The following is a 21,838-nucleotide window of genomic DNA, read 5'->3' on the forward strand; positions in this document are numbered from 1 at the left end:
ATGATCTCATGACCGATGCACAAGAGAACCGGCAGACGCTACTTCCGGCTTATTTCGGGGAGTTTGGTGGGCAATTCGTCCCCGAGTCCCTCATCCCAGCCCTCGACCAACTGGAACAAGCCTTCGTCGACGCGCAGGCAGACCCAGAGTTTAAGAAGGAGCTCGCCGGCTACCTCAAGGACTACCTTGGCAGGCCTACTCCTCTGACTGAGGCCACCAAGCTCGGCGGCAAGGCGCGAATCTTCTTAAAGCGCGAAGACCTCGTCCACGGCGGAGCACACAAGACCAATCAGGTCATCGGCCAAGCGCTACTGGCCAAGCGCATGGGCAAGACCCGCATCATCGCGGAGACCGGCGCTGGCCAGCACGGCACAGCCACGGCCTTGGCATGCGCGCTGCTCGACCTCGACTGTGTTATCTACATGGGCGCTAAGGATGTCGAGCGCCAGCAGCCCAACGTCTACCGCATGGAACTGATGGGGGCGAAGGTGATCCCGGTGGACTCCGGTTCCGGCACCCTCAAGGACGCCGTCAACGAGGCCCTTCGCGATTGGACCGCCACCTTCCACGAGTCCCACTATTTGCTCGGCACCGCCGCCGGTCCCCACCCCTTCCCAACCATCGTGCGCGAGTTCCACCGCGTCATTTCGCGTGAGGCCAAGGCGCAGATGCTCGAACAGGTCGGCGCCCTTCCCGATCTCGTCGTCGCCTGCGTGGGCGGCGGCTCCAACGCCATCGGCATTTTCGCCGACTTCATCGACGAGGAGGGTGTGGAGCTCGTCGGCGCCGAGCCGGCCGGCGAGGGTCTCAGCTCTGGCCATCACGGGGCCACCATCAACAACGGCACCGTCGGCATCCTGCACGGTGCCCGCAGCTACCTGATGCGTAACTCCGACGGCCAGGTCGAGGAGTCCTATTCCATCTCGGCCGGCTTGGACTACCCGGGCGTGGGCCCGCAGCACGCCTACCTCTCGCAGACGGGTCGCGCCACCTATGTGGGCATCACCGACGCGGAGGCCCTGGAGGCCTTCCAGCTCCTCAGCAAGAAGGAGGGCATCATCCCCGCGCTGGAGTCCTCCCACGCGCTGGCATACGCCCTCAAGCGCCGCGACGAGGACATCACTATCCTAGTCTCCCTCTCCGGCCGCGGCGACAAGGACATCGACCACGTACGCCATACCCTCGAAGCACGTCCCGAATACATCCTCAAGGAGGAGAAGTAAATGACTGCGCGTTATGAGAAGCTCTTCACCACACTCGCGGACCGCAATGAGGGAGCCTTCGTCCCCTTCATCATGCTGGGGGATCCCAGCCCGGCGGAGGCGCTCGACATCGTGCGTGCGGTCGTGTCCGCCGGCGCAGATGCGCTCGAACTAGGCGTGCCCTTCTCCGATCCTGTGGCAGATGGCCCCACCATTCAGGCCTCTCACATTCGCGCCTTGGCGGGTGGCGCCACGGTGGACTCCGCCATCGAACAGATTAGGACCATCCGGGCCGAGTTTCCGGACCTGCCCATCGGCATGCTGATCTACGGCAACGTTCCCTTCACCCGCGGTCTGGAGACGTTCTACTCTGAGTTCGCCGCCGCAGGTGCCGATAGCATCTTGCTTCCCGATGTCCCGGTGCGCGAGGGCGCTCCCTTCGTCGCCGCCGCCAAGGCTGCGGGTATCGACCCCATCTTCATCGCTCCGGCACGCGCCTCAGAGCGCACCTTGGAAGGCGTGGCTCATAGCTCGCAGGGCTACATCTATGCCATCTCTCGTGACGGCGTGACCGGCACAGAGAAGAAGTCCGAGACCCGGGGTCTCGATGAGGTGGTGGCGAATGTCAAGCGTTTCGGGGGAGCACCCATCCTTCTTGGTTTCGGCATCTCCAGCCCAGCAGATGTCGAGGCAGCGATCGACGCAGGTGCCGCCGGTGCCATTACCGGCTCTGCCATCACCAAGATTATTGATCGCCATGTTTCACGTGAAACCACAACCGGCGCGGTGGACGAGGATCAGGCACCCGGCCACATTGATGACATGGATGCCTTGGCTGCGGAGCTTAGCGATTTCGTGCGCGGCATGAAGGCCGCCACCCGCAAGGCGGCTCAGTAGGGAAAAGCTTCCTATCGCAAAACTGGAATCCCCGCCAGACCGGCCTCATTGAGGGCCGACTGGCGGGGATTCTTCTATTCGCAGCTGCGGCTTTGCTTCAGCTAACAGAACCAATAGGGGGAGTGTTTCACGTGAAACTCTACCTGTCCACGATCTCTTCGACCTCGAACTTCTCGGTCTCCTCGATCTCTTTGATCTCCTCGGGGTCCTTCAACTCGGCGACGTGCTTGCGAGCGAACTTGTCCAAGGCAAGGGCTATGGCACCATCACCCGTAACGTTGGCTGCCGTACCGACAGAATCGATAGCGATGTAGGCCGCAATCATGAGAGCGACCATGCCATCATCAAAGCCCATATTGGACTGCAGCAGGCCAACGGCGACCATGACCGCACCACCCGGCACACCGGGAGCGGCCACCATCATGATGGCAAGCAAGAGCAGGAATCCAAGCGCGTGGCCGAAGGAGACATCCATGCCCGTCATGTACACGATGGCGAAAGCATAAAAAGTCAGCTTAATCATGGAGCCGGAGAGGTGAATCGCGGCGCACAGCGGAATGATGAAGCCAGCGACAGGCCTGGAAATGCCGTTCTTCAACGCACAGCGCAGGGTGACGGGAATCGTGGCCGCGGAGGAGGAAGTGCCCAGGGCCGTGAAGTAAGCGGGTGCCATGTTCTTCAAGGCGCTGAAGGGATTACGGTGCGAGATCGCGCCGGCAACGAGGTATTGGAGCAAGAGATAAACCATCGTCATAACTACCGCAAGCACTAGAACTTTGGCGAAGGCTGAGAGAACCGTTGGAAGGTTGCCGTTCATCCCCAGACTGAGGAACATGCCGAAGATGAATACAGGAAGGAGGGGCACAACGAAGCCCCAGATCACCTTGATGATAACGTTTTCTAGTTCATGAGCCACTTTGAAGAGGTTGTCGGATTTGACCGCCGTCATGCCGACACCAATGCAGAAGGCCAACAGTAACGCGGACATGACCTCCAAGGGAGCGGGCATTTCAACCTCGAAATAAGGCTGCAAAGCACCCTCATTCACATCAGAGATGCTGGTGGAAATCTCATGGCCCTTCAGCAGAGCCGGATAGATCGCAAGGGAAAGACCATAGGCGATGAGCCCGGCGACAATAGTAGAGCCATAGGATACGGCGACCGTAATACCTAGCCACTTTCCGGCACCACGACCCATACCGGCGATGGCCGGCGTAACAAGGGCGAAGATAAGAACGGGGATGAAGAAGCCGAGGAAGTTGCTGAATAGGCCGTTGAAGGTGGCAAAAATGCGGCCAAACCACTCGGGGACGAAGAAGCTGAGGGCTATGCCAAGAATGATGGCGACGATAATACGAAAGAGCAGGGAGTTAGCTATACCCTTGGGACTCATAGTTATACTTTCCGGATTTGGAGAGCCCAACGCCACACGCTAGCGGGGATAGCTTGCACGACGCCAGGCAGAGGAAGACTATTCTCGCGGCCCCGAACAGGCGCACCCGACCAGGCCACCCACGGAATGTTACCTGAACAAAAGTAAGAAGCGAACCGATATGACCCAGGCCTTGAGCAATCTCTCAAGGATTTGATCCCTTTCGGGTCTTTCACTTGCCTCGCCCAGACAGGGAAATCCACAGCGGATCCTGGAAGTTGCGAGAAAAATGATACAGGAGTGAATACGAGGGATTTAACCCGCGCCAACGATAGGCGATAAGATGAGGGGCATGCTCGCAGTTGGAATCATCATGCTTATCGTCGCCGCGCTCCTCCTCATTGTCGGCGGCCTCGCTGCAACCGGACACCTTCCGGGCAACAACGTGATTGGTCTGCGGCTCGTAGAGATCCGCAAGTCCCGCGCAGCGTGGGACAATGCCCATAAGGTGGCTGGACTTTTCTGGGTACTCTCCGGCGTAGCCCTCCTCTTTGGCGGCATCGCTGCACTGAATGCCTCGGGTTGGATGTGGCTCCTGCCCGCCGCCATGTTGATAGTTTCCGTTCTTGCGCTCTCCGTGGGTTCAAACATGGGAAGCCGCGCAGCCTATCTTTTCGACCAAGCCCACAAAGAGGAGGAGGAAGGCTGCGGTGATAGCTGTAACTGTGGTGATTCCTGTGATTCCGCCTCGGAGCAGCCGGCCGCTGAGGTCGACCTAGGTGCCCTGCGCCAGGCCGCGGAAAAGTCAGACAAGCAATAGAAACTTTGCCCTAAGGACAAGGGCAGTGCGGGAGGGCGACACCTCCTCAATGCAGCACAGTGACGTTATTATTGCGGTCAGCCAATCGTCACGCTTTAGTCACAATCGAAAGTACCTTGGCGATAGTGCTGGGAGCTCGCTGAAACGAGACGTAGAGAAATTGTTGTGAGCCTCAGCGATTTCAGTCGCATTTGGGATACCGTGCTAGTTTTGGTTGGGCAGACCAATGATTGGAAACCTACTCCATTGCAGATGGGATGATATCCTTGTCCCGTTTCTGCTGACGGGATAACTACATGAACCTAAGGCTTAAAATCTGCCCCACCAAGGAGTTATGCCAATACTGGCTACTGGATTGTGTTTCTGTTTATGCTATACAGCGATGTACTGAGCCTCAAGCATGTTCTCCGCCCTAAGAATACTCGGCAAAACTTTAAAAGGGTAGGAAAGATCAAGAAAGAGCAAAGAAGAAAAAGTCTTCCTTGTTCTGCGGCAATCTGCAAGTGTGCGCCCTGAGGAGTTAAGGCTGAGGGTGATCGCGCGAGGATTGAGAGAATCTGGGGAGAGGGGGATATTCTGGATAACATGACTAGATGTTCGCGACGCATGTTTCTTCTCGGTACCGCAACCACGTTCGCAGGGGCGTATCTCGCCGCCTGCGGTAAGTCACCTTCGGCTGAAATCGCCGCCACGGGCATTCCGGTGGGATCCGCAATTATCGTGGACAAGGTGATCTTCGCCCAACCCACCGCCGGGATATTCAAGGCCTATTCGCAGACCTGCCCACACCAGGGCAACCTCATCACCAAGGTTGAGGGAAGCACCGCAACCTGTACCTCCCACTACACCTCTTATAACCTGATTGACGGATCCGTCATCAGCGGACCGGGAACCAAGCCGCTTGAAGAATATGGCATTGACAACGACGGCACGACAGTAAAGACAACGGGTGCATAGAACCTCCTAGGAGTTGAGCCTCGTGGGTGTCGAATTTCCATAGTTTCACGTGAAACCACAGTTTTCCGTTTGCGGGGGAAGGGAGGGAGATGAACCCCTCTGAGGGCAGAGGGGATAAACTCAGCGACATGAAACAGCGCTTCCCCAAAGTGGATCCCCTCATAGTCCTCATTGTTTCTGCGGTTCTAACGGCCATCATCTTTCCGGCGCGTGGCCAATTCGCGGAGATCTTCGGGGATGTCACGAATGTCGTCATTGCTCTACTCTTCTTCCTTTATGGCGCTCGACTCTCCACGCAAGAAGCCCTCAACGGCATCAAACACTGGAAGCTACACCTGACAATCCTCGCCTTTACCTTTGTGCTCTATCCTCTGGTGGGCCTGGCGCTGCGCCCGCTGACGGCATTCATATCCCAAGATATGTACCTGGGAATCTTGTACCTAACGCTCGTTCCGTCCACGGTGCAATCCTCCGTAGCCTTTACCTCCATCGCACGTGGAAACGTAGCCGGCGCAATAGTCTCCGCCTCAGCCTCAAACCTCGCGGGAGTGTTTCTTACGCCACTGCTGGCCATGCTGCTCATGGGAGCGGGCGATGGCATTCACCTCGAAGCCTCGGTATTCCTCGAGATCGCCTTGCTCCTACTCGCACCCTTCATACTTGGACAACTCACGCGGCGGTGGGTGGCCGGGATTGCGGCAAACAAAGCCACCAAGATTGTGGATCGCGGATCCATCACGATGGTGGTCTATTCCGCGTTCTCCAAGGGCGTGGTGGACGGCATTTGGGGGTCCATCCAGGTGGGCGATATCCTCTTCTTAATCGCATTCTCTGCGGTTCTAGTTGCCTTCATGCTATGGCTAACACGGGTCATTAGCGCCAATCTTGGCTTCAAACGGGCAGACATCATCGCCATCGAGTTCTGTGGTTCGAAGAAGTCTCTTGCCACTGGGCTGCCGATGGCCTCGGTCATCTTCGCCTCGGGGGGAGCCTCCCTGGGACTTCTCATCCTGCCTCTCATGATCTACCACCAGGTTCAGCTGATGATCTGCTCCTGGCTGGCAGCCCGCTATTCACGCAGCGCGGAGGAAAGCTAGACTCTGATCCCATGAGTGAGAACCTGTATGTACGCACTACCATGAACGTCGCCGGAGTCGGATCAGCAATTCACGTCGCAGAACTTGCTGAGAAAGACGCCCAGACATGCACGCTCCTGCGCATGATTGCGCTCGCTCCGAATGACTCAGTCATGGGCGCAGCCACTCCACGTACTTCGGTGGGAAGCATCGACATTCCACACTCCGAGGTTCCTCATCCGGATACGTATAGCAACTTCCCGGACATCGTTGCCGAGCGCGTTGACGCCGAGACCTTTGCGGGGTTGTGGAACGAGGCCATGGCACTCTACGGCGAAATCTAGTCCCTAGAATACGAGATTGACCAGAACCATATAAAATGCGGTTCCGCCGAAAATAGACAGCGCCGAGTGGCTCCGCCAGAGATGCAGTGCCGCTGTAACTACGGCCGCCAGGCACGCCGCAGCGGCTCCACCGGGCGCCTCAGCCTGGGAACGCAGCGTATAGACCACCAGCACCGTCATGACGCCGACTGGCATGGTGATCCCCAGGAGCCCAATCAGCTGACTCTCTTTGAGGGCCTTGACAAAGCTAAAAGGCAACTGCCGCAGCAACACGGTCACCACCGCAATTGGTAGCAACACTGCGGCGACCATCCCAAGATCTACTCCAGCCGGCACTAGCCCTCACCACCTTGAGAGTGGATGCATCCAGTACTCGAGTCCTCGGCGACGACGCGGGAGACAGGGGAGAGGCGCCACGTCAGCGCCTTGTCCAGTCGCGGGGATAGGTAGCGCAGCAGTAGAAGCAGGAAATAGGCACTAAGCGCCACGACGAGCAACTGTTGCGGGAATAGCACGCCGGCTAGTATCCCGAAGATGGCTGCGCTAACAGGCAGTGAAAAGTCGCGATTATTCTGAAAGCAGTCGATAGCAAGAACCACGAAAAGCGCCACGAGCGCGAAGTCGAGGCCCTGAACACTGGGCGGAATAATCTGGCCAGCTAAAGCGCCTATGAGGCCGCCTCCCACCCACAGGGACTGGCAGAAGACCTGGATGGTGAGAAGACGGGTGCCGCTGGGAACGTCACCGCGCGGTAGGGCGGAGACGATGGCATAGGCTTCGTCGGTAAGCGCGTAGGTGGAATAGGCGCTGCCGAGGCGGTTTTTGATCTGTTGGCGTGGGAACGTCAATCCGTAGAATACGTGCCGGAAGTTGACCATGAAACCCGTCAGCGCGGAGGCGAGGGCGCTGGTGCCACCGGTGACCATGGTGATGGCGAGGAACTCCATCGAGCCGGCGTAGATGACGAAGGAGAACACCGGTGCCCACCACCACTCGAAGCCTGACTGCACCAATAGGATCCCGAAGGCTATACCAAGAGGCACTACCCCTAGCGCCAACAACCAGGCATCCTGCAGACCTTTTCTCACTTCCTGAAGCATAGGCTAGATACTAACGCATTAGATGCGCCGCATAATTCCGCAGGGTCAGAGCAGCGGCTAGTTATCCTCGAGGTTGGCCGGATAGGTGGAGTAAAGGGGAAGAGGCATGGGCTGGCGCTTCATAACATCCGCCCACAGATCGGCGCCGCCGGGCGTGATGACGTCCTGCGCTAGGGCAGGAGCCACAAACCAATCGCCGCGCTCAATCTCCTCATCCAATTGCCCCGGCGCCCATTCGGCGTAGCCGGCGAACATGCGCATGCCAGTGACCAGCTCGGCCACCTCCTCGGGCTCGGAACGCAGATCCACGTGAACAAGGCGCGGGGCCAGCCGGTTGATCTGTGTGTGCTCGTCGATATTGACGCCCTGCTTGGTCATCCCAAGGCCCACCACGGACTGCTGGTTGAGCGGACCCCCGATGTAGAGCGCCTGCGGCTTGCTCACCACGGGGAGCCACTCGGGCAACACGTTGAATAAAGCCACCTCGGAGCGCTTACTGAGATCGACACCGAAAGTGAGCATGTCATTGTGCTCAATGACGAGGACGACTGAGCGGGAGAACTGTGGCGCGAGGATCCCCGGAGCGGCCACCAGAAGCTGTCCGGGTGCGGGTTCGTTGCGCTCGAGCGCGTTAAAGAGTCTATCTGCGTACATATTGTTACTTAGACTCCCACCACTGGCGCAACTTCGCAATCGCCTCTTCTCTATCGAGGGGGCCATGTTCGAGCCGCTGTTCCTTCAAGAAGGCCCAGGCCTGGCCTACCTCGGGCCCGGGCGAAAGCCCGAGAATCCGCATGATCTCGTTGCCATCCAGGTCTGGGCGGACGCGAGCTAAGTCCTCCTGCTCCTCAAGCACCTCGATGCGATGGACCAATTCGTCGTAGGTGCGCTGCAGACGCCGGGCTTTGCGCTCGTTGCGGGTGGTGCAATCCGCGCGCACCAGCTTGTGGAGCCGCGGCAGGAGCTCACCGGCATCAGTAACGTAGCGGCGCACCGCTGAGTCCGTCCACTGGTTCTCCCCAAAGCCATGGAAGCGCATGTGCAGATAGACCAGCTGCCCGATCTCCTCAATTATGGCCTTGGGGTACTTGAGCTTCTTCAGGCGACGACGCGCGAGTTTAGCCCCCACGACCTCGTGATGGTGGAAAGTAACCTTGCCCGAGGAGGTATCGCGGGTATCGGGCTTGCCAATATCGTGCAGCAAGGCGGCCCAGCGCAGCACGAGGTCGGGGCCGTCCTCCTCCTGCTCGACCGCTTGGCGCAATACGGTGAGCGAATGGGCGTAGACATCCTTGTGCTGGGCGTGCTCATCCGGAGTCATATGCAGTGCCGAGATCTCGGGGAATACATAATCCGCGATACCGGTATCAACCAATACGTCGATGCCGTCCCAGGGAGCAACGCCACACATGAGTTTGTCTAGCTCCGCGTGGACTCGCTCGACGGTGATGCGCTGGATCTCGCCGGCCATCTCATGCATAGCGGCCAAGACTCGGTCCGCTACGCGGAACTCGAGCTGCGAAACGAAGCGAGCGGCACGCAACATACGCAGCGGATCATCGTGGAAAGACACTTCTGGCGCGGCCGGGGTATCTAGGACCCCAGCAGCCAGATCCTGTAGGCCACCCATAGGATCGTGGAACTGGCTGGTGCCGTCCGCGCGCAACTCGATGGCCATGGCATTGACCTTGAAATCGCGGCGAATGAGATCACCCTCGAGGGTATCGCCGTAGACGACCTCGGGATTGCGCGAGTCCCCATCGTAGGTGTCGGCGCGGAAAGTGGTGATCTCGATCTGCTGGCCCTTGAAAGCCGCAGAGACCGTGCCGAAATCTATCCCCGTGTCCCACACGGTCTCCGCCCACTCCTCGAGGATCTCTTTGACCACTACTGGGCGGGCCGGAGTGGTGAAGTCAAGATCGTGGCCCAGCCTGCCCAGCATGGCATCACGCACCGAGCCTCCGACGAGATAAAGCGGGAAGCCGCGCTCGGCAAAACGCGAAAGGAGGCCGGCCAACAGGCCACTGAGCGAGGAAGCGGTGCTGTCCGCGCGGGCAAGTACGCCGATTAGCTGAGTGTCCTGAGAATTCACGGGTGTGAGTCTACTACGATTGAGGGCGATGACTAACCACAAACAAGGCGCCTTTCGCGGCTCCGACACCCCGGGAAGCCCCCAGGGTGAGGGCCAAGGGAAAGGACAGGGCCGCAACCGCCGCCGTCGGCGCAAGCGTGCGGATAACCGTAACCGCCGCCCGCAGCGCCACCAACAGGGCGGCAATACGCGCATGATCACGCGCGACGAGACCTCCGCCGGTGGTCTCGTGGTCTCTGGCCTGGCCGAGGCCGTTTCCCCCGAAGGAGACGTCGATCTCTCGCGCATCTACGTAGCACTTATCGGGCGGCTCGACCGCCGCGGCAGGCTGCTGTGGTCGATGCCCAAAGGGCACGTAGAAAACGGCGAAAGCAAAGATGTCACGGCCGAGCGCGAGGTCTGGGAGGAAACCGGCATCAACGGCACGGTCTTCGCCAGCCTCGGCGTCATCGACTACTGGTTCGTCTCCGAGGGCGTGCGCATTCACAAGACGGTGCATCACCATCTCCTGCGCTTTGTTGACGGCGTAATGAATGATGAGGACCCAGAAGTCACCGAGGTTTCTTGGATTCCTGTTTCCGAGCTCATCGAGCACTTGGCCTATGCGGACGAGCGCAAACTCGCGCGCATAGCCCACGATCTTCTGCCCGATCTCGCCCGAAAGGAAGCCGCAGCGGGAAAGGCAACCCCGCGGTGACGCGCCCCAGACTCTATCGCCGGGGCAGGACCGCCGCGGCCACCGCCGCTACAGCGGGCTTGCTGGCGCTTAATGCGCCTTGGGCGGGTGCAAACACGGTCGAGGGCCCGCAGTTTAGCCCCGCAGCAGTAGTCGATACCCAGCAGTGGTCTGCGGCAAGGGCCTCCGACGAGCTTGACTTCGACCTCCTAGACGCCCAGCCCATCTCGGTGGGAGATGCCATGCACCTGCGCTTCCTCCTGCACAATCCGACTTCCTCTACCGTGGATGATCTCCAGATCACCAGCCGCCGCGGCGATGCCGTGGCCTCCACCGACAGCGCTAGGGAGCAGTTGGCGGGCGGCGCCTTCCCTTACTTCGGGGCCTCCACCACGGCGGATTCCCTGGCGCCGGAGGAGACCAAAGAGGTAGAGCTCATCGTGCCGACTGCCTTGGCCGATGAGACCACCTTGGCCATCGATGAGCCTGGCGCCTACCCGCTGATGTTTACGCTCACCGGCTCCCGCGATGGGCAGGCCACGAGCTTTGCAGAGGAGCGCCTGATCTACGACGTCGCGCCTTCCGCCACCCCAGAACCAGGACAAGAACCAGAACAGGCCACACCACAACCGGACCAAGCCGTGCAACAAGATCCACCTCAACAGCACGCGTTGACCGTGGTCTATCCCATTACCTCGGAGATCGACATCGTCCCTGGTGATACCGGTGGAGAAGGCCTCATTTTGAGCAATGACAACCTAGCCTCAGAGCTCGCGGAAGGTGGGCGCTTGAGCGCCCTGCTCGACTCCTACTTCTCCCATAACCTGCGCGGCGCGGGCTGCGTGGCGCTCGACCCAGCCCTGATCGATACCGTGGACCGCATGGCCAGGGGCTATACCGTCAATCAGACCAGGCCTTCCGTTGCCCAGCGCCCCCAGCGCCTGCGCGATTCCTGGTTCGATTCCGATCGCGATACCCGCGGAGAGCCCGGGACAGGCTCGCAGGCGGCGGCGGCGTGGCTGGCCCGGCTGAAGAATCTCGACTGCACCATGACCATGCCCTGGGCCAACTCCGATGCCTCGGCCGTGGCCCACACCAACAACGGCTTCCTCAAGTACGAGGCCACTCAGCGTGGGGCGGAGACTATCGAGCGCATCACGGGCAAACCCGTAAGCACTGATCTCCTCGCGGTGGGTTCGGGCTATATCTCGCAGTCCCTCGACGTGCCCACCCTGGTGGCTAACAACTCCCAGTGGAAGGGCAGGGCGGCTACTTTCGACGCCTCCCTGGGCGCGCTGCTGGCACATACCGGCAGCAAGCCGCAGACGGTGGGCTATTCCAACCCGCAATTGCGCTATGACTACTCCATGGACTCAGGCCTCTCGCGGGCCTTGAGCGGTGCCGCCGGCTTATCCGTGGCTGCGCGGGCCGGGGATACCGTGGCGAAGCTACCCAACTACCAGGGGGAAAGCGCGGCACAGGCGGCGCTCGATGCCGCGCAGAGCCTGGTGGACTCGGGGACCTCGACTGCCAGGGGCGTCGCCCAGCTGCCCATCGAGGATCAGGATTCCGCCCAGCCGGGCAGCCCCTATGCGGATCCGGCAGCCTTTAGTGATGCTGAGATTGTGCGCGTGGAGCAACAGGCGCGCTATACCGACGATCTCACCAACATCATGGTCAATGACCCATCCATCGCGCTTACCCGCTACGGCTTCACGCTGCCTCTGCGCCGCGGGCTCATCTCTTCCTTTTCCATCACCGATCGCGCCACGAGTGCGCAGTTCTCTGAGGCCGTGGCCACGTCCAATGAGCGCCTCGAGAAGCAATCCGAAATGCTGCGTGAGCTGCGTGATTCGGTCTCCCTTATCCCCCCGGGCAACGTTTATACGCGTGTTTCCGAGTCGTCGCCGCTGCTCATCGTGGCCGAGAACGGTCTGCCTTTGCCGGTGGAGGCGCGCATGCTTTACGAAGCCTCCGATGACAGCGTCCTCAACACACCGGCCACTGTGCGCATTCCGGCCAAAGGCTCGATTACCGTGTCCATGACGGCTTCAATGCCCAATGACACCGACCGCTCCGATATCCGGTTGTGGCTGGCGACACCTAATGAATCGACCATTTCCCAGCCGATCAATATCGCTGTGCAGACGCGGGCCGGTATCCTAAGCGTGTATGGCGTCGGCGTAATCGCCGCGCTCGCACTGGTTCTGGCCACGTTGTTCCGGCTCGGAAAGAAGAAAAAGAATAGGCGACAAAGATAGCTCCTCTATGACTAAAGATCTAGGCCATTCGGCCAACCCCCAGGGAATAGGAACCGAGTCGGTGGAGGCAAGCACCGCCGCCACTACAGCTCCGAGTTCCTCGATCGGAGCACGCCGGCGAATTGTGACTGCCTCGCCTCCCGCGCCCGTGCCGGATCGCCGCAGTGCTCCCGCTAATCAGACAGGCCCTGTCGCTCCTGTGGAGGATAAGTCCGCGCTGCGCCGAATCAGGGCCCAAGCTTCGGACACAGATTCTGCCTCCGCCTCAACCTCAGCGGCGGGGGAGGAGTCAGCGCAACAGCGCTCGGACTCCGACAGCTCTGTGGTGCGTGCCACTGGGTCAATGGCTCTGGCCACGATGATCTCCCGCATCACCGGCTTCCTGCGCAATGTACTGATCGGTTCCTCGCTCGGCCCGGCTATTTCCTCCGCGTTTACCACCGCAAATCAGCTGCCGAACCTCATCACCGAAATCGTCTTGGGCGCGGTGTTGACCTCTCTGGTGGTCCCGGTTTTGGTGCGTGCGGAAAAGGAGGACGCCGATCGCGGCGAGGCCTTTGTCCGGCGCCTGTTTACACTCGCTTTCTCCTTGCTCGGCATCATCACCATCGCTTCCTGCATCTTTGCCCCGCAGCTGACCATGATGATGTTGCCGGAAGATGGCAAGGTCAACGGCATCCAGGCCACCTCCTTCGCCTTCCTCCTGCTGCCGCAGATCTTTTTCTACGGGCTCTTCGCCCTCTTCCAAGCGGTGCTTAATACCAAGAATGTTTTCGGTCCCGGTGCGTGGGCGCCGGTGCTCAATAACATCATCTCCATCGCTGTTCTCGTGGCCTATCAGCTGGTTCCCGGTAGCCTGCATCCGCAGGCGCCCTCGCCGGTGAGTGATCCTCACGTGCTGCTGCTGGGCTTGGGCACCACCCTCGGTGTGGTCTTGCAGTGTCTGATTCTCTTCCCCTCCCTCAAGAAGGCGGGGATTAACCTGCGGCCGCTGTGGGGCCTCGATGATAGGCTTCGGCAGTTTGGCGGCATGGCGCTGGCCATCGTGGCCTATGTGGCCATCTCGCAGCTGGGCTACGTCATCACCACGCGTGTGGCCGCTACTGCCGATGCGGGTGCTCCCTTTACCTATCAGCAGGCCTGGCTGCTCTTGCAGGTTCCTTATGGCGTCATCGGCGTCACCCTGCTGACGGCTATCATGCCGCGCCTGTCCCGCAACGCAGCCGACGGCGACGTTAAGGCCGTGGTCAGGGATCTCACGCTCGGCACCAAGCTGACCTTCATCGCGCTGATTCCCGTGGTCGTCTTCATGACCGGCTTCGGAATCCCCATTACCCGCGGCCTTTTCCAATACGGTCAATTCGATAGCGCGGCGGCGGAGCTACTCGGCCTGACTTTGAGCTTCTCCGCCTTCACGCTCATTCCTTATGCCTTGGTGCTTCTGCACCTGCGCGTGTTCTATGCCCGCGAAGAGGCGTGGACGCCGACGTTCATCATCGCCGGGATCACTTTCACCAAGATCGTGCTCTCCCTGCTGGCGCCGCACGTTGCGGACTCCCCGCAACGCGTGGTGATCCTCCTGGGTACTGCCAACGGCTTCGGTTTCATCGCCGGTGCGGTCATCGGCGGCTTCCTGCTCAAGCGCAAGCTCGGCAGCTTGGGTGGGCGCGCGGTCATGGCCACCACGGCCTGGGCCACCTTCTCCTCCCTCATCGGCTTGGGAGTGACCTATCTGCTCAGCCTGGCGTTGAATGCGGTGCTTCCTGCGGATCTTCCGGGCATCGTGGTCCTCGTTCGCCTAGCGGTCTACGGGCTCACCTTCGTCGTCGTCACCGGGTTGGTGCTTTCGCGCTCCGGCCTGCCCGAGGTGGTCAACTTGGGCCGCCAGCTCCAGCGCATCCCTGGGCTTTCTCGCATCATCAAGATCGACGAGGCCGCGGCAATCGAGGTCGAGGCCCCGGATATGCAGGAGATCCAGCCCATCTTCAACCAGGATGCCTTCAACTCCTCTCCCATCCCGCCACCCATGTCTGCCGGCATCGTCCGCGGTCCGCGGCTGGTGCCTGGCGCACCGGTCTCGGATGGCCGCTTCCGCCTGCTCCATGACTGCGGTTCCGTCCCCGGCGCCCGTTTCTGGCAGGCCCGGGAGCAGGAAAGCGGGCGCCTGGTCTCCCTGACCTTCGTGGATACCACCGGCGAATCCCCGCTGGCTCCGGCACCTCCGGCCATTGCGGCCCGGCGCTCGGCCGCGGTATCGCGCAGCACTCGCCGTCTGGCAGAGCTTAACCTCGACTCCGTGGCGGATAATGTCGATATCTTGTCCTATCGTTCCGGCTGCCTCGTGGTCGCCGATTGGGTCGAAGGCACCTCGCTCAAGGCGGTCGCCCAGGCAGGCGATTTGGATCCGCACGCGGTGGCGCATGCTCTGTCGAAGCTGGTGGCGGATACCACCACGGCACACCACAACCACCTCGTCTTCGGCCTCGATAACCGGGACCGGATTCGGATCTCTACGGACGGCGTCGCCAAGCTGGCCTTCCCCGCCGTCTTGGAGCGCAATACCCCGGCCAAGGATGCCGAGGCCATCGCGTCGGCCATCTCCTTGTTGGTGGATGCCACCAGCCCCACCCCGGAGGTGCTGCGCTCGATCGCGGAGGATGCAGCGCAGGTCAAGCCTGTGCCGCAGGGACAAGAGACACAAGCTACCGAGGGTGCGGTATCTACGGAAGGCACAGAAGACACAGAATCCGAGGCCCCGGCGGATACTACGCTGCGCGAGATAGCCCGGCGTCTGGAGGCCTATGCCCACGAGGAGGAGCCGGATGGCACCATCGTGGAGGAGAAGCTCTCCATCGCCCAAGAACCCACGCATAAGGTCAGCGAGCCTGAGGCAACCACCGGTTTTGGCGGGCGCGGATACTCCGGGTCCGGGGTCTTTATCATCGCTTTCCTGGCTACGATCTTCGTCGTGGGCATGGCGGCACTGACCACGTGGATCATGTCACTCATTGGTAACGGCGACTCGAATTCGCCGGTTGATTCCGACTCACTCAAGCAAGAGACCAGCACTGCGCGCATGGCCCCAGCGGTGTTGTTGCGGGAGGATAGTGCGCTGAGCGTTCCGGAAGGTGCCCAACAACCTGCGCTGATCGACAACGCCTCCGCACCGGCCTGGTCCACGCAGGAGAAGGGGAGTGGGGTGCTGGTCAAGCTCAGCGAACCGGCGCAGCTTAGCGTCATCCAGCTCTCGCAATCCTCGTCGCAGGGCGCGCAGTTTGAGGTCTATGGAGTGCATTCCGCCTCCTTCGACCCTGCTAATCCCACACCGGCCACCTTGCCGCTGCTCGCGGCAGGGGAGTTCGAATCCACCCAGGCCGATTTCGAGCTGCGGGAGTCCGCGGAATCCTTCGACTCCGTCCTCGTCCTCATCACCCAATTGCCGGAATCAGGTACCGCAACATTAAGTGATGTGCAGATCATCGGGCGGCCGCACAGCTAGCTCCAAGCCAGTTCCCCGCATCCTCTACTCACATCCCCGTCGCCACCGTTTCTCTCTCGGAGTACGGTGGCGATGGGCATTTTAAAACCCTCCTCACCGTGGTTTTCCCTTAGTTTTCGCGTTGATTTTACTTCAAGTGTTGACTAATTCGTGGGGAAGAGTACAATGCCTGTTGATACGTCACCAACCAACTTAGGAGATTTAAATGTCTAACCTTGCAGGCACCTGGACCCTCGACCCCGCTCACACCTACATCGGCTTTATTGCACGTCACGCCATGGTCACCAAGGTCCGCGGCAAGTTCGAGGACTTCGAAGCCTCTTTCACCGTCGCCGAGAACATTGATGATTCCACGGCAAAGGCAACCATCAAGGCAGCCTCCATCAACACCGATAACGCCGACCGTGACAATCACGTCAAGAGCGATGACTTCTTCGCAGTAGAGAAGTTCCCCGAGCTGACCTTCGTCTCCACCGGTTTCGACGTCGACGCACAAGGCAACGGCACCGTCACCGGCGATCTCACCATCAAGGGTGTCACCAAGTCCGTCACCCTTGACGTCGAGGCAGACGGCGTGGCTGAGGATCCCTTCGGCAACACCCGCTTCGGCTTCGAGGCTAAGACCAAGATCAACCGCATAGACTTCGGCATCGACTTCAATGCTCCCCTGAAGACCGGCGGCGTGCTCCTCTCCGAGGAGATTCGCATTGAAATCGAAGGCTCCGCCATCAAGCAGTAGCGCAAATACCTCAGGGCTCGGTACATTTCTTCATCCTCATCGACAGCGGCATGCTGTTGAGAAGGAGGGCGATGCGAATGTAGCGAGCCCTTATCCTTATGTTTTAAGGGCCTTCTAGCTTGGGGCACGGCCCTGTCGCCGCGAGGAACCCTGGGCAACTACCATTGGCCACCATGACTTACGCCAATCTCACTCAGGCACAGGCGCAGGAGCGTTCCCTCGCCATCGAGCTCTCCGCCTACCATGTGGACCTCGATCTTTCGGCCGTGCGCACCCACGACACCTTCCCGGTGCACACCCGCGTCGAATTGCGCACGGAAAGCCCAGAGCTCTTCCTCGACTACTTGGGCACCAGCGTCGAATCGCTCCTTATCAACGGCAGCGTTCAGTCCCCGCACTTCGAGGAAGGACGCCTCTATTTGCACCACCTTCCGGTGGAGGAGGATCTCGTCATTGAGGTATCCGGCACCTCCTCCTACTCGCGCACAGGCCAGGGCTTGCACCGCATGTTTGACCGCGCAGATGACACGATCTATCTCTATTCCCACCTCGAGCCCTCTGACGCGCGGCGCATCTTTCCCTGCTTTGACCAGCCGGATCTCAAGGCGCGTTTCTACGTGCGCATGCTCGCCCCGCAGGAGTGGCAGATCCTTTCCAATCAGCCGGTCGCCACGCGCGAAATAGAGGGCGACTTCGCGTGGGTAACGTTTCACCCCACGCCGCCGCTCTCGACCTACCTCACCGCCTTCGCCGCGGGCCCATATGTCTCCCGCACGCGCTCTTGGACTTCTCCCGATGGCTTCCTGGACATCAAGCTCAGCGCCTTTTCTCGGGCTTCGATGGCCCAGTATGTGGATCATGAGATCCTAGACATCACCGCCGCCGGCCTCGATTTCTTCCACGAGAGCTTCGGTTTCCCCTATCCCTGGGGCGAGTACAAATCCATCTTCGTCCCCGAGTACAACATCGGCGCCATGGAGAACCCCGGTCTAGTCACCTTTACCGAGACCTATCTCTTCCGCTCCCAGGCCACGCGCTCCCAGCATGCAGCGCGCACCAATACCATCCTCCACGAGATGTCCCACATGTGGTTCGGGGACCTCGTCACCCCGCGCTGGTGGGACGATCTCTGGCTCAAGGAATCCTTCGCCGAGTTCATGGGCGCGGATTCTTCGGTGGCTGCCACTGACTATAGCGAGGCCTGGACCAACTTCGCCGGCCAGCGCAAGAACTGGGCCTACATGCAGGATCAGCTTCCCACTACCCATCCCATCAAGGCCGACATTCCTGATGTTGACGCCGCGCGGCAGAACTTCGACGGCATTACCTACGCCAAGGGGGCCGCCGTGCTCAAGCAACTCGTACACTACGTGGGGCGCGAGAACTTCTATGCTGGCGCGCGCGATTACTTCGCTGAGCACGCCTATTCCGCCGCCACTTTCGACGATCTCCTCACGGCATTGAAGGGACACAGCGACCGCGATCTCGATGCCTGGTCGCGCTCCTGGTTGCGCACCTGCGGGCCCGATACCCTCACCCCGCACCTTGAGACCGTAGGAGGCAAGATTTCCCGCCTGTCCATCGTGGCCGAGGCCGCCGAAGAAACGCGCCCGCACCGGCTGGTCGCCGCGCTTTACGACGACGCCTTGGAAAAGTACGCCTCCTTCGACGTCGACCTCCCAGCAGCAGGCACAGAAACCACCATCGAGGAGGCGGCAGGCTTGGCTCGCCCCGCTCTTGTCCTGCTCAACGAGGGCGACTATACCTATGCCAAGGTCCGCTTCGATGCGACCTCTCTGGAGACCCTGCGCGCAGGACTTTCGCGTATAGATGATGAACTATCACGCGCGGTGGTGTGGACCGCGTTGTGGAATCTCACCCGGGACGGCCTCTGGCCGGTGCGCGAGTATGTGGGCACCGTTGTGGAGCACGCCATCGCCGAATCAAACCCCACGCTACTCACCACGGCCTTGGCCAATGCGCGCTTCGCCATCACTAACTTCCTGCCCGCCACCGCGCGCGAGGCCACCCGAGTCAGCTATGCCGACGACCTGTGGGCAATCCTGCGCGACGCTGCCCCCGGCTCCGACGCACAGCTCGTCCTCGCCCGCGCCAGCATCGCCGCCCTGGCGGATTCCCCCGCAGATACTGCGACACAGCGCCTGCGCGAGCTTTTAGCCGGGGAGCTTTCCGGGCTGCGCTTGGACCCGGACATCCGCTGGGCACTACTACGCGCCCTGAGTGCCAGGGACGCGGTTTCAACTGCCGAGCTCGATGCAGGAAAGGAGCGCGATTACACCCTCACCGGGCAGGCAGCACATCTTGGTGCTATTCATTCCTTCCCCAAGCCTGAACACAAACGCGAGGTCTTCGACCTGCTGCTCAGCCCGGGTGCCTTCTCGAATGCGGAGATAGACTCCTTGCTCCAGGCCTTCAACGCCCCGCGCTCGCAGAGCCTACGTGAGCCCTTCGCGGCGGAGTACTTCTCCCGCCTCGACGAGATCTGGAAGTCTCACCCCATCGAGATAGCCAACCGCCTCGTGCGCGGCCTCTATCCGGGCGTAGCCCAGGCCGATGCTGCTACCACCGACTTCTTGGCCCAAGACCCGCCCCAAGCGCTGCGCCGCATCCTGCTCGAGTGCCAGGATAATCTGCGCCGCGCGCTGCGCGTGAGGGCCCTAAACTAAAAGTCAACACAGGATGAGCTGCGCAACACACTGGGCCGCACGGGCCTAGCCGGCGAAATGCCCCTCGGATAAAACTGGAAGAAACAGGTTTTAAGTCCGGGGGGATTTTTCATGTCATCTACTGCTCAGCGCAGCGATCAAAAAGCAGCAACACAACAACCAGAGCTACAAGAGCCAACTGACCACGAACTCGTCCAGGCCTATATAGAAGGGGACAATAAGGCCTTTTCGGCCATCGTCGAAAGGCACCGCAAGCGCTTGACTTACGCCGCCCGCAAGTACACCCGCAGCGATGATGAGGCCCAAGACGTGGTCCAGGAGGCACTGTTGCGGGCCAGTTCCAAAATCCATACTTTCCGCCGCGAGGCCGCGCTGGGAACCTGGCTGCACCGTCTCGTCATGAACAGCGGCTATGACTACCTCAATCACCGCGCGAACCGGGAGAATCTTTCCCTAGATTCGGCTGACTTTAGTGATGACCGCAACCCGCTGCTTTCTCACCACCCCAACGCCGGGCTGGATGAGCATCTCACGCTCAAAGACGCCCTGGCCCTACTCCGGGAAGATCAGAGGACGGCACTCTACCTCACTGACATCGCAGGCTATCCCATCTCCGAGGTTGCCGCGGCCCAGGGCGTGAGGCCAGGCACCATCAAGTCGCGGCGCTCACGGGCGCGGGAGGTATTGCGTGCTGCCATGACTTAGAGCTTGACCGCTCTAGCTCCTCAAGTCCTTAAAATAGCGGGATAGTACTGCGTGGCGGGTAGTATCGACGGCGTTAAGAGTACGGACACAGTAAAGGGAGTTAGAAATGACAGTCCACGATGTTGCCATCGTTGGTTCCGGCCCCGCCGGTTACACTGCAGCACTCTACGCGGCACGCGCCGAGCTTAAGCCCATCGTCTTCGAGGGATTTGAGTACGGCGGCGAGCTGATGAATACCACCGAGGTGGAGAACTACCCGGGCTTCCAGAAGGGCATTATGGGCCCGGAGCTCATGGAGGAGATGCGGGCGCAAGCTATCCGCTTCGGTGCTGATCTCCGCATGGAAGTAGTGGACTCCGTTGAGCTCGAATCTGAGATCAAGCGCCTGCATGTGGGCGATGAGATCATCGAGGCCCGCGTGGTCATTCTCGCGACCGGCGCCGCGCCGCGCCACCTGGGAATCCCCGGCGAGGAAGAGCTTTCCGGGCGCGGTGTTTCTACCTGTGCCACCTGTGACGGCTTCTTCTTCAAGGGCCACAACATCGTCGTCGTCGGCGGCGGTGACTCCGCCATGGAGGAGGCCACCTTCCTGACCAAGTTCGCCGAGACCGTCACCATTGTTAACCGCTCCGAGAACTTCCGAGCCTCCAAGATCATGCTGGAGCGCGCGAAGAACAATCCCAAGATTCGCTGGGAACTCAACAAGGTAGTTACCCTCGTCATCGAAGGCGAAGGCAAGGTCGCTGGCCTCGCCGTCAAGGACGTGCGCACCGGCGAGGAATCGCAGCTAGACGTCACCGCCATGTTCGTCGCCATCGGCAGCGATCCTCGTTCCGCCTTCCTCGACGGCCAGGTGGAGCTGAAGGAAGATGGATACGTTAAGGTACATGAGCCCTCCACGCATACCTCCCTGCCGGGCGTCTTTGCCTGCGGAGACCTCGTGGACAATCATTACCAGCAAGCCATCACGGCCGCCGGCTCCGGCTGCCGCGCCGCGATTGATGCGGAACACTACCTCGCGGAAAGCCGTTAGAGAATCATGAGCAATGTAAAAGATGTGACAGCTGAGACCTTCCGTAACGAGGTCATCGAGGCGGATAAGCCCGTCGTCGTCGACTTCTGGGCGGATTGGTGCGGCCCCTGCAAGAAGCTTTCCCCCCTCCTCGATCAGATCGCCGAGGAAATGGCGGAGGAAGTAAGCGTGGTCAAGGTCAACGTGGACGAGCAACGCAATCTGGGCGCCATGTTCCAGATCATGTCCCTGCCTTCCGTGCTCATTTTCAACAAGGGCGAGAAGGTCGATGAGTTCGTCGGCTTGCGTTCTAAGGCTGACATCGTGGCGCAGATTCGAAAGCAGCTATAGCTGCGTTATCCTAATTTGGACTAATGCATTTTTGCGTCAATGGATAGG

The 21,838-nt window shown here is 60.4% G+C and carries 18 protein-coding genes and 1 pseudogene; 14 read left to right on the forward strand and 5 right to left on the reverse strand.

The window, feature by feature from the left end:
* Positions 1 to 8: 8 nt before the first annotated feature.
* Positions 9 to 1,223: a tryptophan synthase subunit beta gene (gene trpB / locus F4V60_RS12255; protein ID WP_075730863.1), complete on the forward strand. Its 1,215-nt coding sequence runs from the start codon at positions 9 to 11 to the stop codon at positions 1,221 to 1,223.
* Positions 1,224 to 2,099, forward strand: a complete 876-nt coding sequence (gene trpA, locus F4V60_RS12260; protein ID WP_075730865.1) for a tryptophan synthase subunit alpha — start codon at positions 1,224 to 1,226, stop codon at positions 2,097 to 2,099.
* Between the two features lie 139 nt (positions 2,100 to 2,238).
* Here the strand turns inward: trpA and F4V60_RS12265 are convergent, their stop codons facing one another.
* Positions 2,239 to 3,492 (reverse strand): dicarboxylate/amino acid:cation symporter, encoded by a 1,254-nt coding sequence (locus F4V60_RS12265; protein WP_075730867.1) that lies wholly within the window; start codon positions 3,490 to 3,492, stop codon positions 2,239 to 2,241.
* A 331-nt stretch (positions 3,493 to 3,823) separates the two neighbouring features.
* On the opposite strand from F4V60_RS12265, the gene F4V60_RS12270 reads away from it, so the two are divergent.
* From F4V60_RS12270 to F4V60_RS12285, 4 genes are all read left to right on the forward strand, one after another.
* Complete coding sequence (locus F4V60_RS12270) at positions 3,824 to 4,291, forward strand: SdpI family protein (protein WP_075730869.1); 468 nt, start codon at positions 3,824 to 3,826, stop codon at positions 4,289 to 4,291.
* A gap of 585 nt (positions 4,292 to 4,876) precedes the next feature.
* Positions 4,877 to 5,248 (forward strand): Rieske (2Fe-2S) protein, encoded by a 372-nt coding sequence (locus F4V60_RS12275; RefSeq protein WP_075730871.1) that lies wholly within the window; start codon positions 4,877 to 4,879, stop codon positions 5,246 to 5,248.
* A gap of 128 nt (positions 5,249 to 5,376) precedes the next feature.
* Entirely contained in the window at positions 5,377 to 6,345 is a 969-nt protein-coding gene (locus F4V60_RS12280) for a bile acid:sodium symporter family protein (protein ID WP_075731397.1), read from the forward strand.
* A gap of 11 nt (positions 6,346 to 6,356) precedes the next feature.
* Entirely contained in the window at positions 6,357 to 6,668 is a 312-nt protein-coding gene (locus tag F4V60_RS12285; protein WP_075730873.1) for a hypothetical protein, read from the forward strand.
* 3 nt (positions 6,669 to 6,671) lie between these two features.
* Here the strand turns inward: F4V60_RS12285 and F4V60_RS12290 are convergent, their stop codons facing one another.
* The 4 genes from F4V60_RS12290 to F4V60_RS12305 are packed head-to-tail and all read right to left on the reverse strand — an operon-like array spanning position 6,672 to position 9,860.
* On the reverse strand, positions 6,672 to 6,980 hold the full coding sequence (locus tag F4V60_RS12290) for a branched-chain amino acid transporter permease (RefSeq protein WP_075731399.1): 309 nt from the start codon (positions 6,978 to 6,980) through the stop codon (positions 6,672 to 6,674).
* Positions 6,981 to 7,003: 23 nt separating this feature from the next.
* Complete coding sequence (locus F4V60_RS12295; protein WP_075730875.1) at positions 7,004 to 7,768, reverse strand: AzlC family ABC transporter permease; 765 nt, start codon at positions 7,766 to 7,768, stop codon at positions 7,004 to 7,006.
* A gap of 57 nt (positions 7,769 to 7,825) precedes the next feature.
* Positions 7,826 to 8,422, reverse strand: a complete 597-nt coding sequence (locus tag F4V60_RS12300; RefSeq protein ID WP_075730877.1) for a YqgE/AlgH family protein — start codon at positions 8,420 to 8,422, stop codon at positions 7,826 to 7,828.
* Between the two features lie 4 nt (positions 8,423 to 8,426).
* On the reverse strand, positions 8,427 to 9,860 hold the full coding sequence (locus tag F4V60_RS12305) for a CCA tRNA nucleotidyltransferase (RefSeq protein ID WP_075730879.1): 1,434 nt from the start codon (positions 9,858 to 9,860) through the stop codon (positions 8,427 to 8,429).
* Between the two features lie 31 nt (positions 9,861 to 9,891).
* Here F4V60_RS12305 and F4V60_RS12310 point away from each other — a divergent pair.
* The 8 genes and pseudogenes from F4V60_RS12310 to trxA all read left to right on the forward strand — a co-directional run.
* A pseudogene (locus tag F4V60_RS12310) lies at positions 9,892 to 10,557 on the forward strand (NUDIX hydrolase); the annotation flags it as partial.
* Complete coding sequence (locus tag F4V60_RS12315; RefSeq protein ID WP_075730883.1) at positions 10,554 to 12,797, forward strand: hypothetical protein; 2,244 nt, start codon at positions 10,554 to 10,556, stop codon at positions 12,795 to 12,797. The pseudogene F4V60_RS12310 and the gene F4V60_RS12315, both read left to right, overlap by 4 nt.
* Positions 12,798 to 12,804: 7 nt before the next feature.
* Positions 12,805 to 16,296, forward strand: a complete 3,492-nt coding sequence (murJ, locus tag F4V60_RS12320; protein WP_084559238.1) for a murein biosynthesis integral membrane protein MurJ — start codon at positions 12,805 to 12,807, stop codon at positions 16,294 to 16,296.
* A 205-nt stretch (positions 16,297 to 16,501) separates the two neighbouring features.
* A complete protein-coding gene (locus F4V60_RS12325) occupies positions 16,502 to 17,035 on the forward strand; it encodes a YceI family protein (RefSeq protein WP_075730885.1) in 534 nt (177 codons plus the stop codon).
* A 173-nt stretch (positions 17,036 to 17,208) separates the two neighbouring features.
* Positions 17,209 to 19,722, forward strand: coding sequence for an aminopeptidase N (gene pepN / locus F4V60_RS12330; RefSeq protein WP_075730887.1), 2,514 nt, complete (start codon positions 17,209 to 17,211; stop codon positions 19,720 to 19,722).
* A gap of 111 nt (positions 19,723 to 19,833) precedes the next feature.
* Positions 19,834 to 20,427 (forward strand): sigma-70 family RNA polymerase sigma factor, encoded by a 594-nt coding sequence (locus F4V60_RS12335; RefSeq protein ID WP_075730889.1) that lies wholly within the window; start codon positions 19,834 to 19,836, stop codon positions 20,425 to 20,427.
* A gap of 106 nt (positions 20,428 to 20,533) precedes the next feature.
* A complete protein-coding gene (gene trxB / locus F4V60_RS12340; RefSeq protein WP_075730891.1) occupies positions 20,534 to 21,460 on the forward strand; it encodes a thioredoxin-disulfide reductase in 927 nt (308 codons plus the stop codon).
* Between the two features lie 6 nt (positions 21,461 to 21,466).
* The gene (gene trxA, locus F4V60_RS12345) at positions 21,467 to 21,790 is read left to right on the forward strand and encodes a thioredoxin (RefSeq protein WP_075730893.1); all 324 of its coding nucleotides are present in this window, start codon (positions 21,467 to 21,469) and stop codon (positions 21,788 to 21,790) included.
* The last annotated feature ends 48 nt before the right edge of the window (positions 21,791 to 21,838 follow it).

Source organism: Corynebacterium flavescens, assembly GCF_008693105.1.
GTDB lineage: Bacteria > Actinomycetota > Actinomycetes > Mycobacteriales > Mycobacteriaceae > Corynebacterium > Corynebacterium flavescens.

Coding starts and splice junctions, on each gene's coding strand:
- trpA (WP_075730865.1), top strand. CDS start 1,224: ATGACTGCGCGTTATGAGAAGCTCTTCACCACACTCGCGGACCGCAAT.
- F4V60_RS12290 (WP_075731399.1), bottom strand. CDS start 6,980: ATGGTCGCCGCAGTGTTGCTACCAATTGCGGTGGTGACCGTGTTGCTG.
- F4V60_RS12275 (WP_075730871.1), top strand. CDS start 4,877: ATGACTAGATGTTCGCGACGCATGTTTCTTCTCGGTACCGCAACCACG.
- F4V60_RS12285 (WP_075730873.1), top strand. CDS start 6,357: ATGAGTGAGAACCTGTATGTACGCACTACCATGAACGTCGCCGGAGTC.
- F4V60_RS12335 (WP_075730889.1), top strand. CDS start 19,834: ATGTCATCTACTGCTCAGCGCAGCGATCAAAAAGCAGCAACACAACAA.
- F4V60_RS12270 (WP_075730869.1), top strand. CDS start 3,824: ATGCTCGCAGTTGGAATCATCATGCTTATCGTCGCCGCGCTCCTCCTC.
- F4V60_RS12300 (WP_075730877.1), bottom strand. CDS start 8,422: ATGTACGCAGATAGACTCTTTAACGCGCTCGAGCGCAACGAACCCGCA.
- pepN (WP_075730887.1), top strand. CDS start 17,209: ATGACTTACGCCAATCTCACTCAGGCACAGGCGCAGGAGCGTTCCCTC.
- murJ (WP_084559238.1), top strand. CDS start 12,805: ATGACTAAAGATCTAGGCCATTCGGCCAACCCCCAGGGAATAGGAACC.
- F4V60_RS12265 (WP_075730867.1), bottom strand. CDS start 3,492: ATGAGTCCCAAGGGTATAGCTAACTCCCTGCTCTTTCGTATTATCGTC.
- trpB (WP_075730863.1), top strand. CDS start 9: ATGACCGATGCACAAGAGAACCGGCAGACGCTACTTCCGGCTTATTTC.
- trxA (WP_075730893.1), top strand. CDS start 21,467: ATGAGCAATGTAAAAGATGTGACAGCTGAGACCTTCCGTAACGAGGTC.
- F4V60_RS12280 (WP_075731397.1), top strand. CDS start 5,377: ATGAAACAGCGCTTCCCCAAAGTGGATCCCCTCATAGTCCTCATTGTT.
- F4V60_RS12325 (WP_075730885.1), top strand. CDS start 16,502: ATGTCTAACCTTGCAGGCACCTGGACCCTCGACCCCGCTCACACCTAC.
- trxB (WP_075730891.1), top strand. CDS start 20,534: ATGACAGTCCACGATGTTGCCATCGTTGGTTCCGGCCCCGCCGGTTAC.
- F4V60_RS12295 (WP_075730875.1), bottom strand. CDS start 7,768: ATGCTTCAGGAAGTGAGAAAAGGTCTGCAGGATGCCTGGTTGTTGGCG.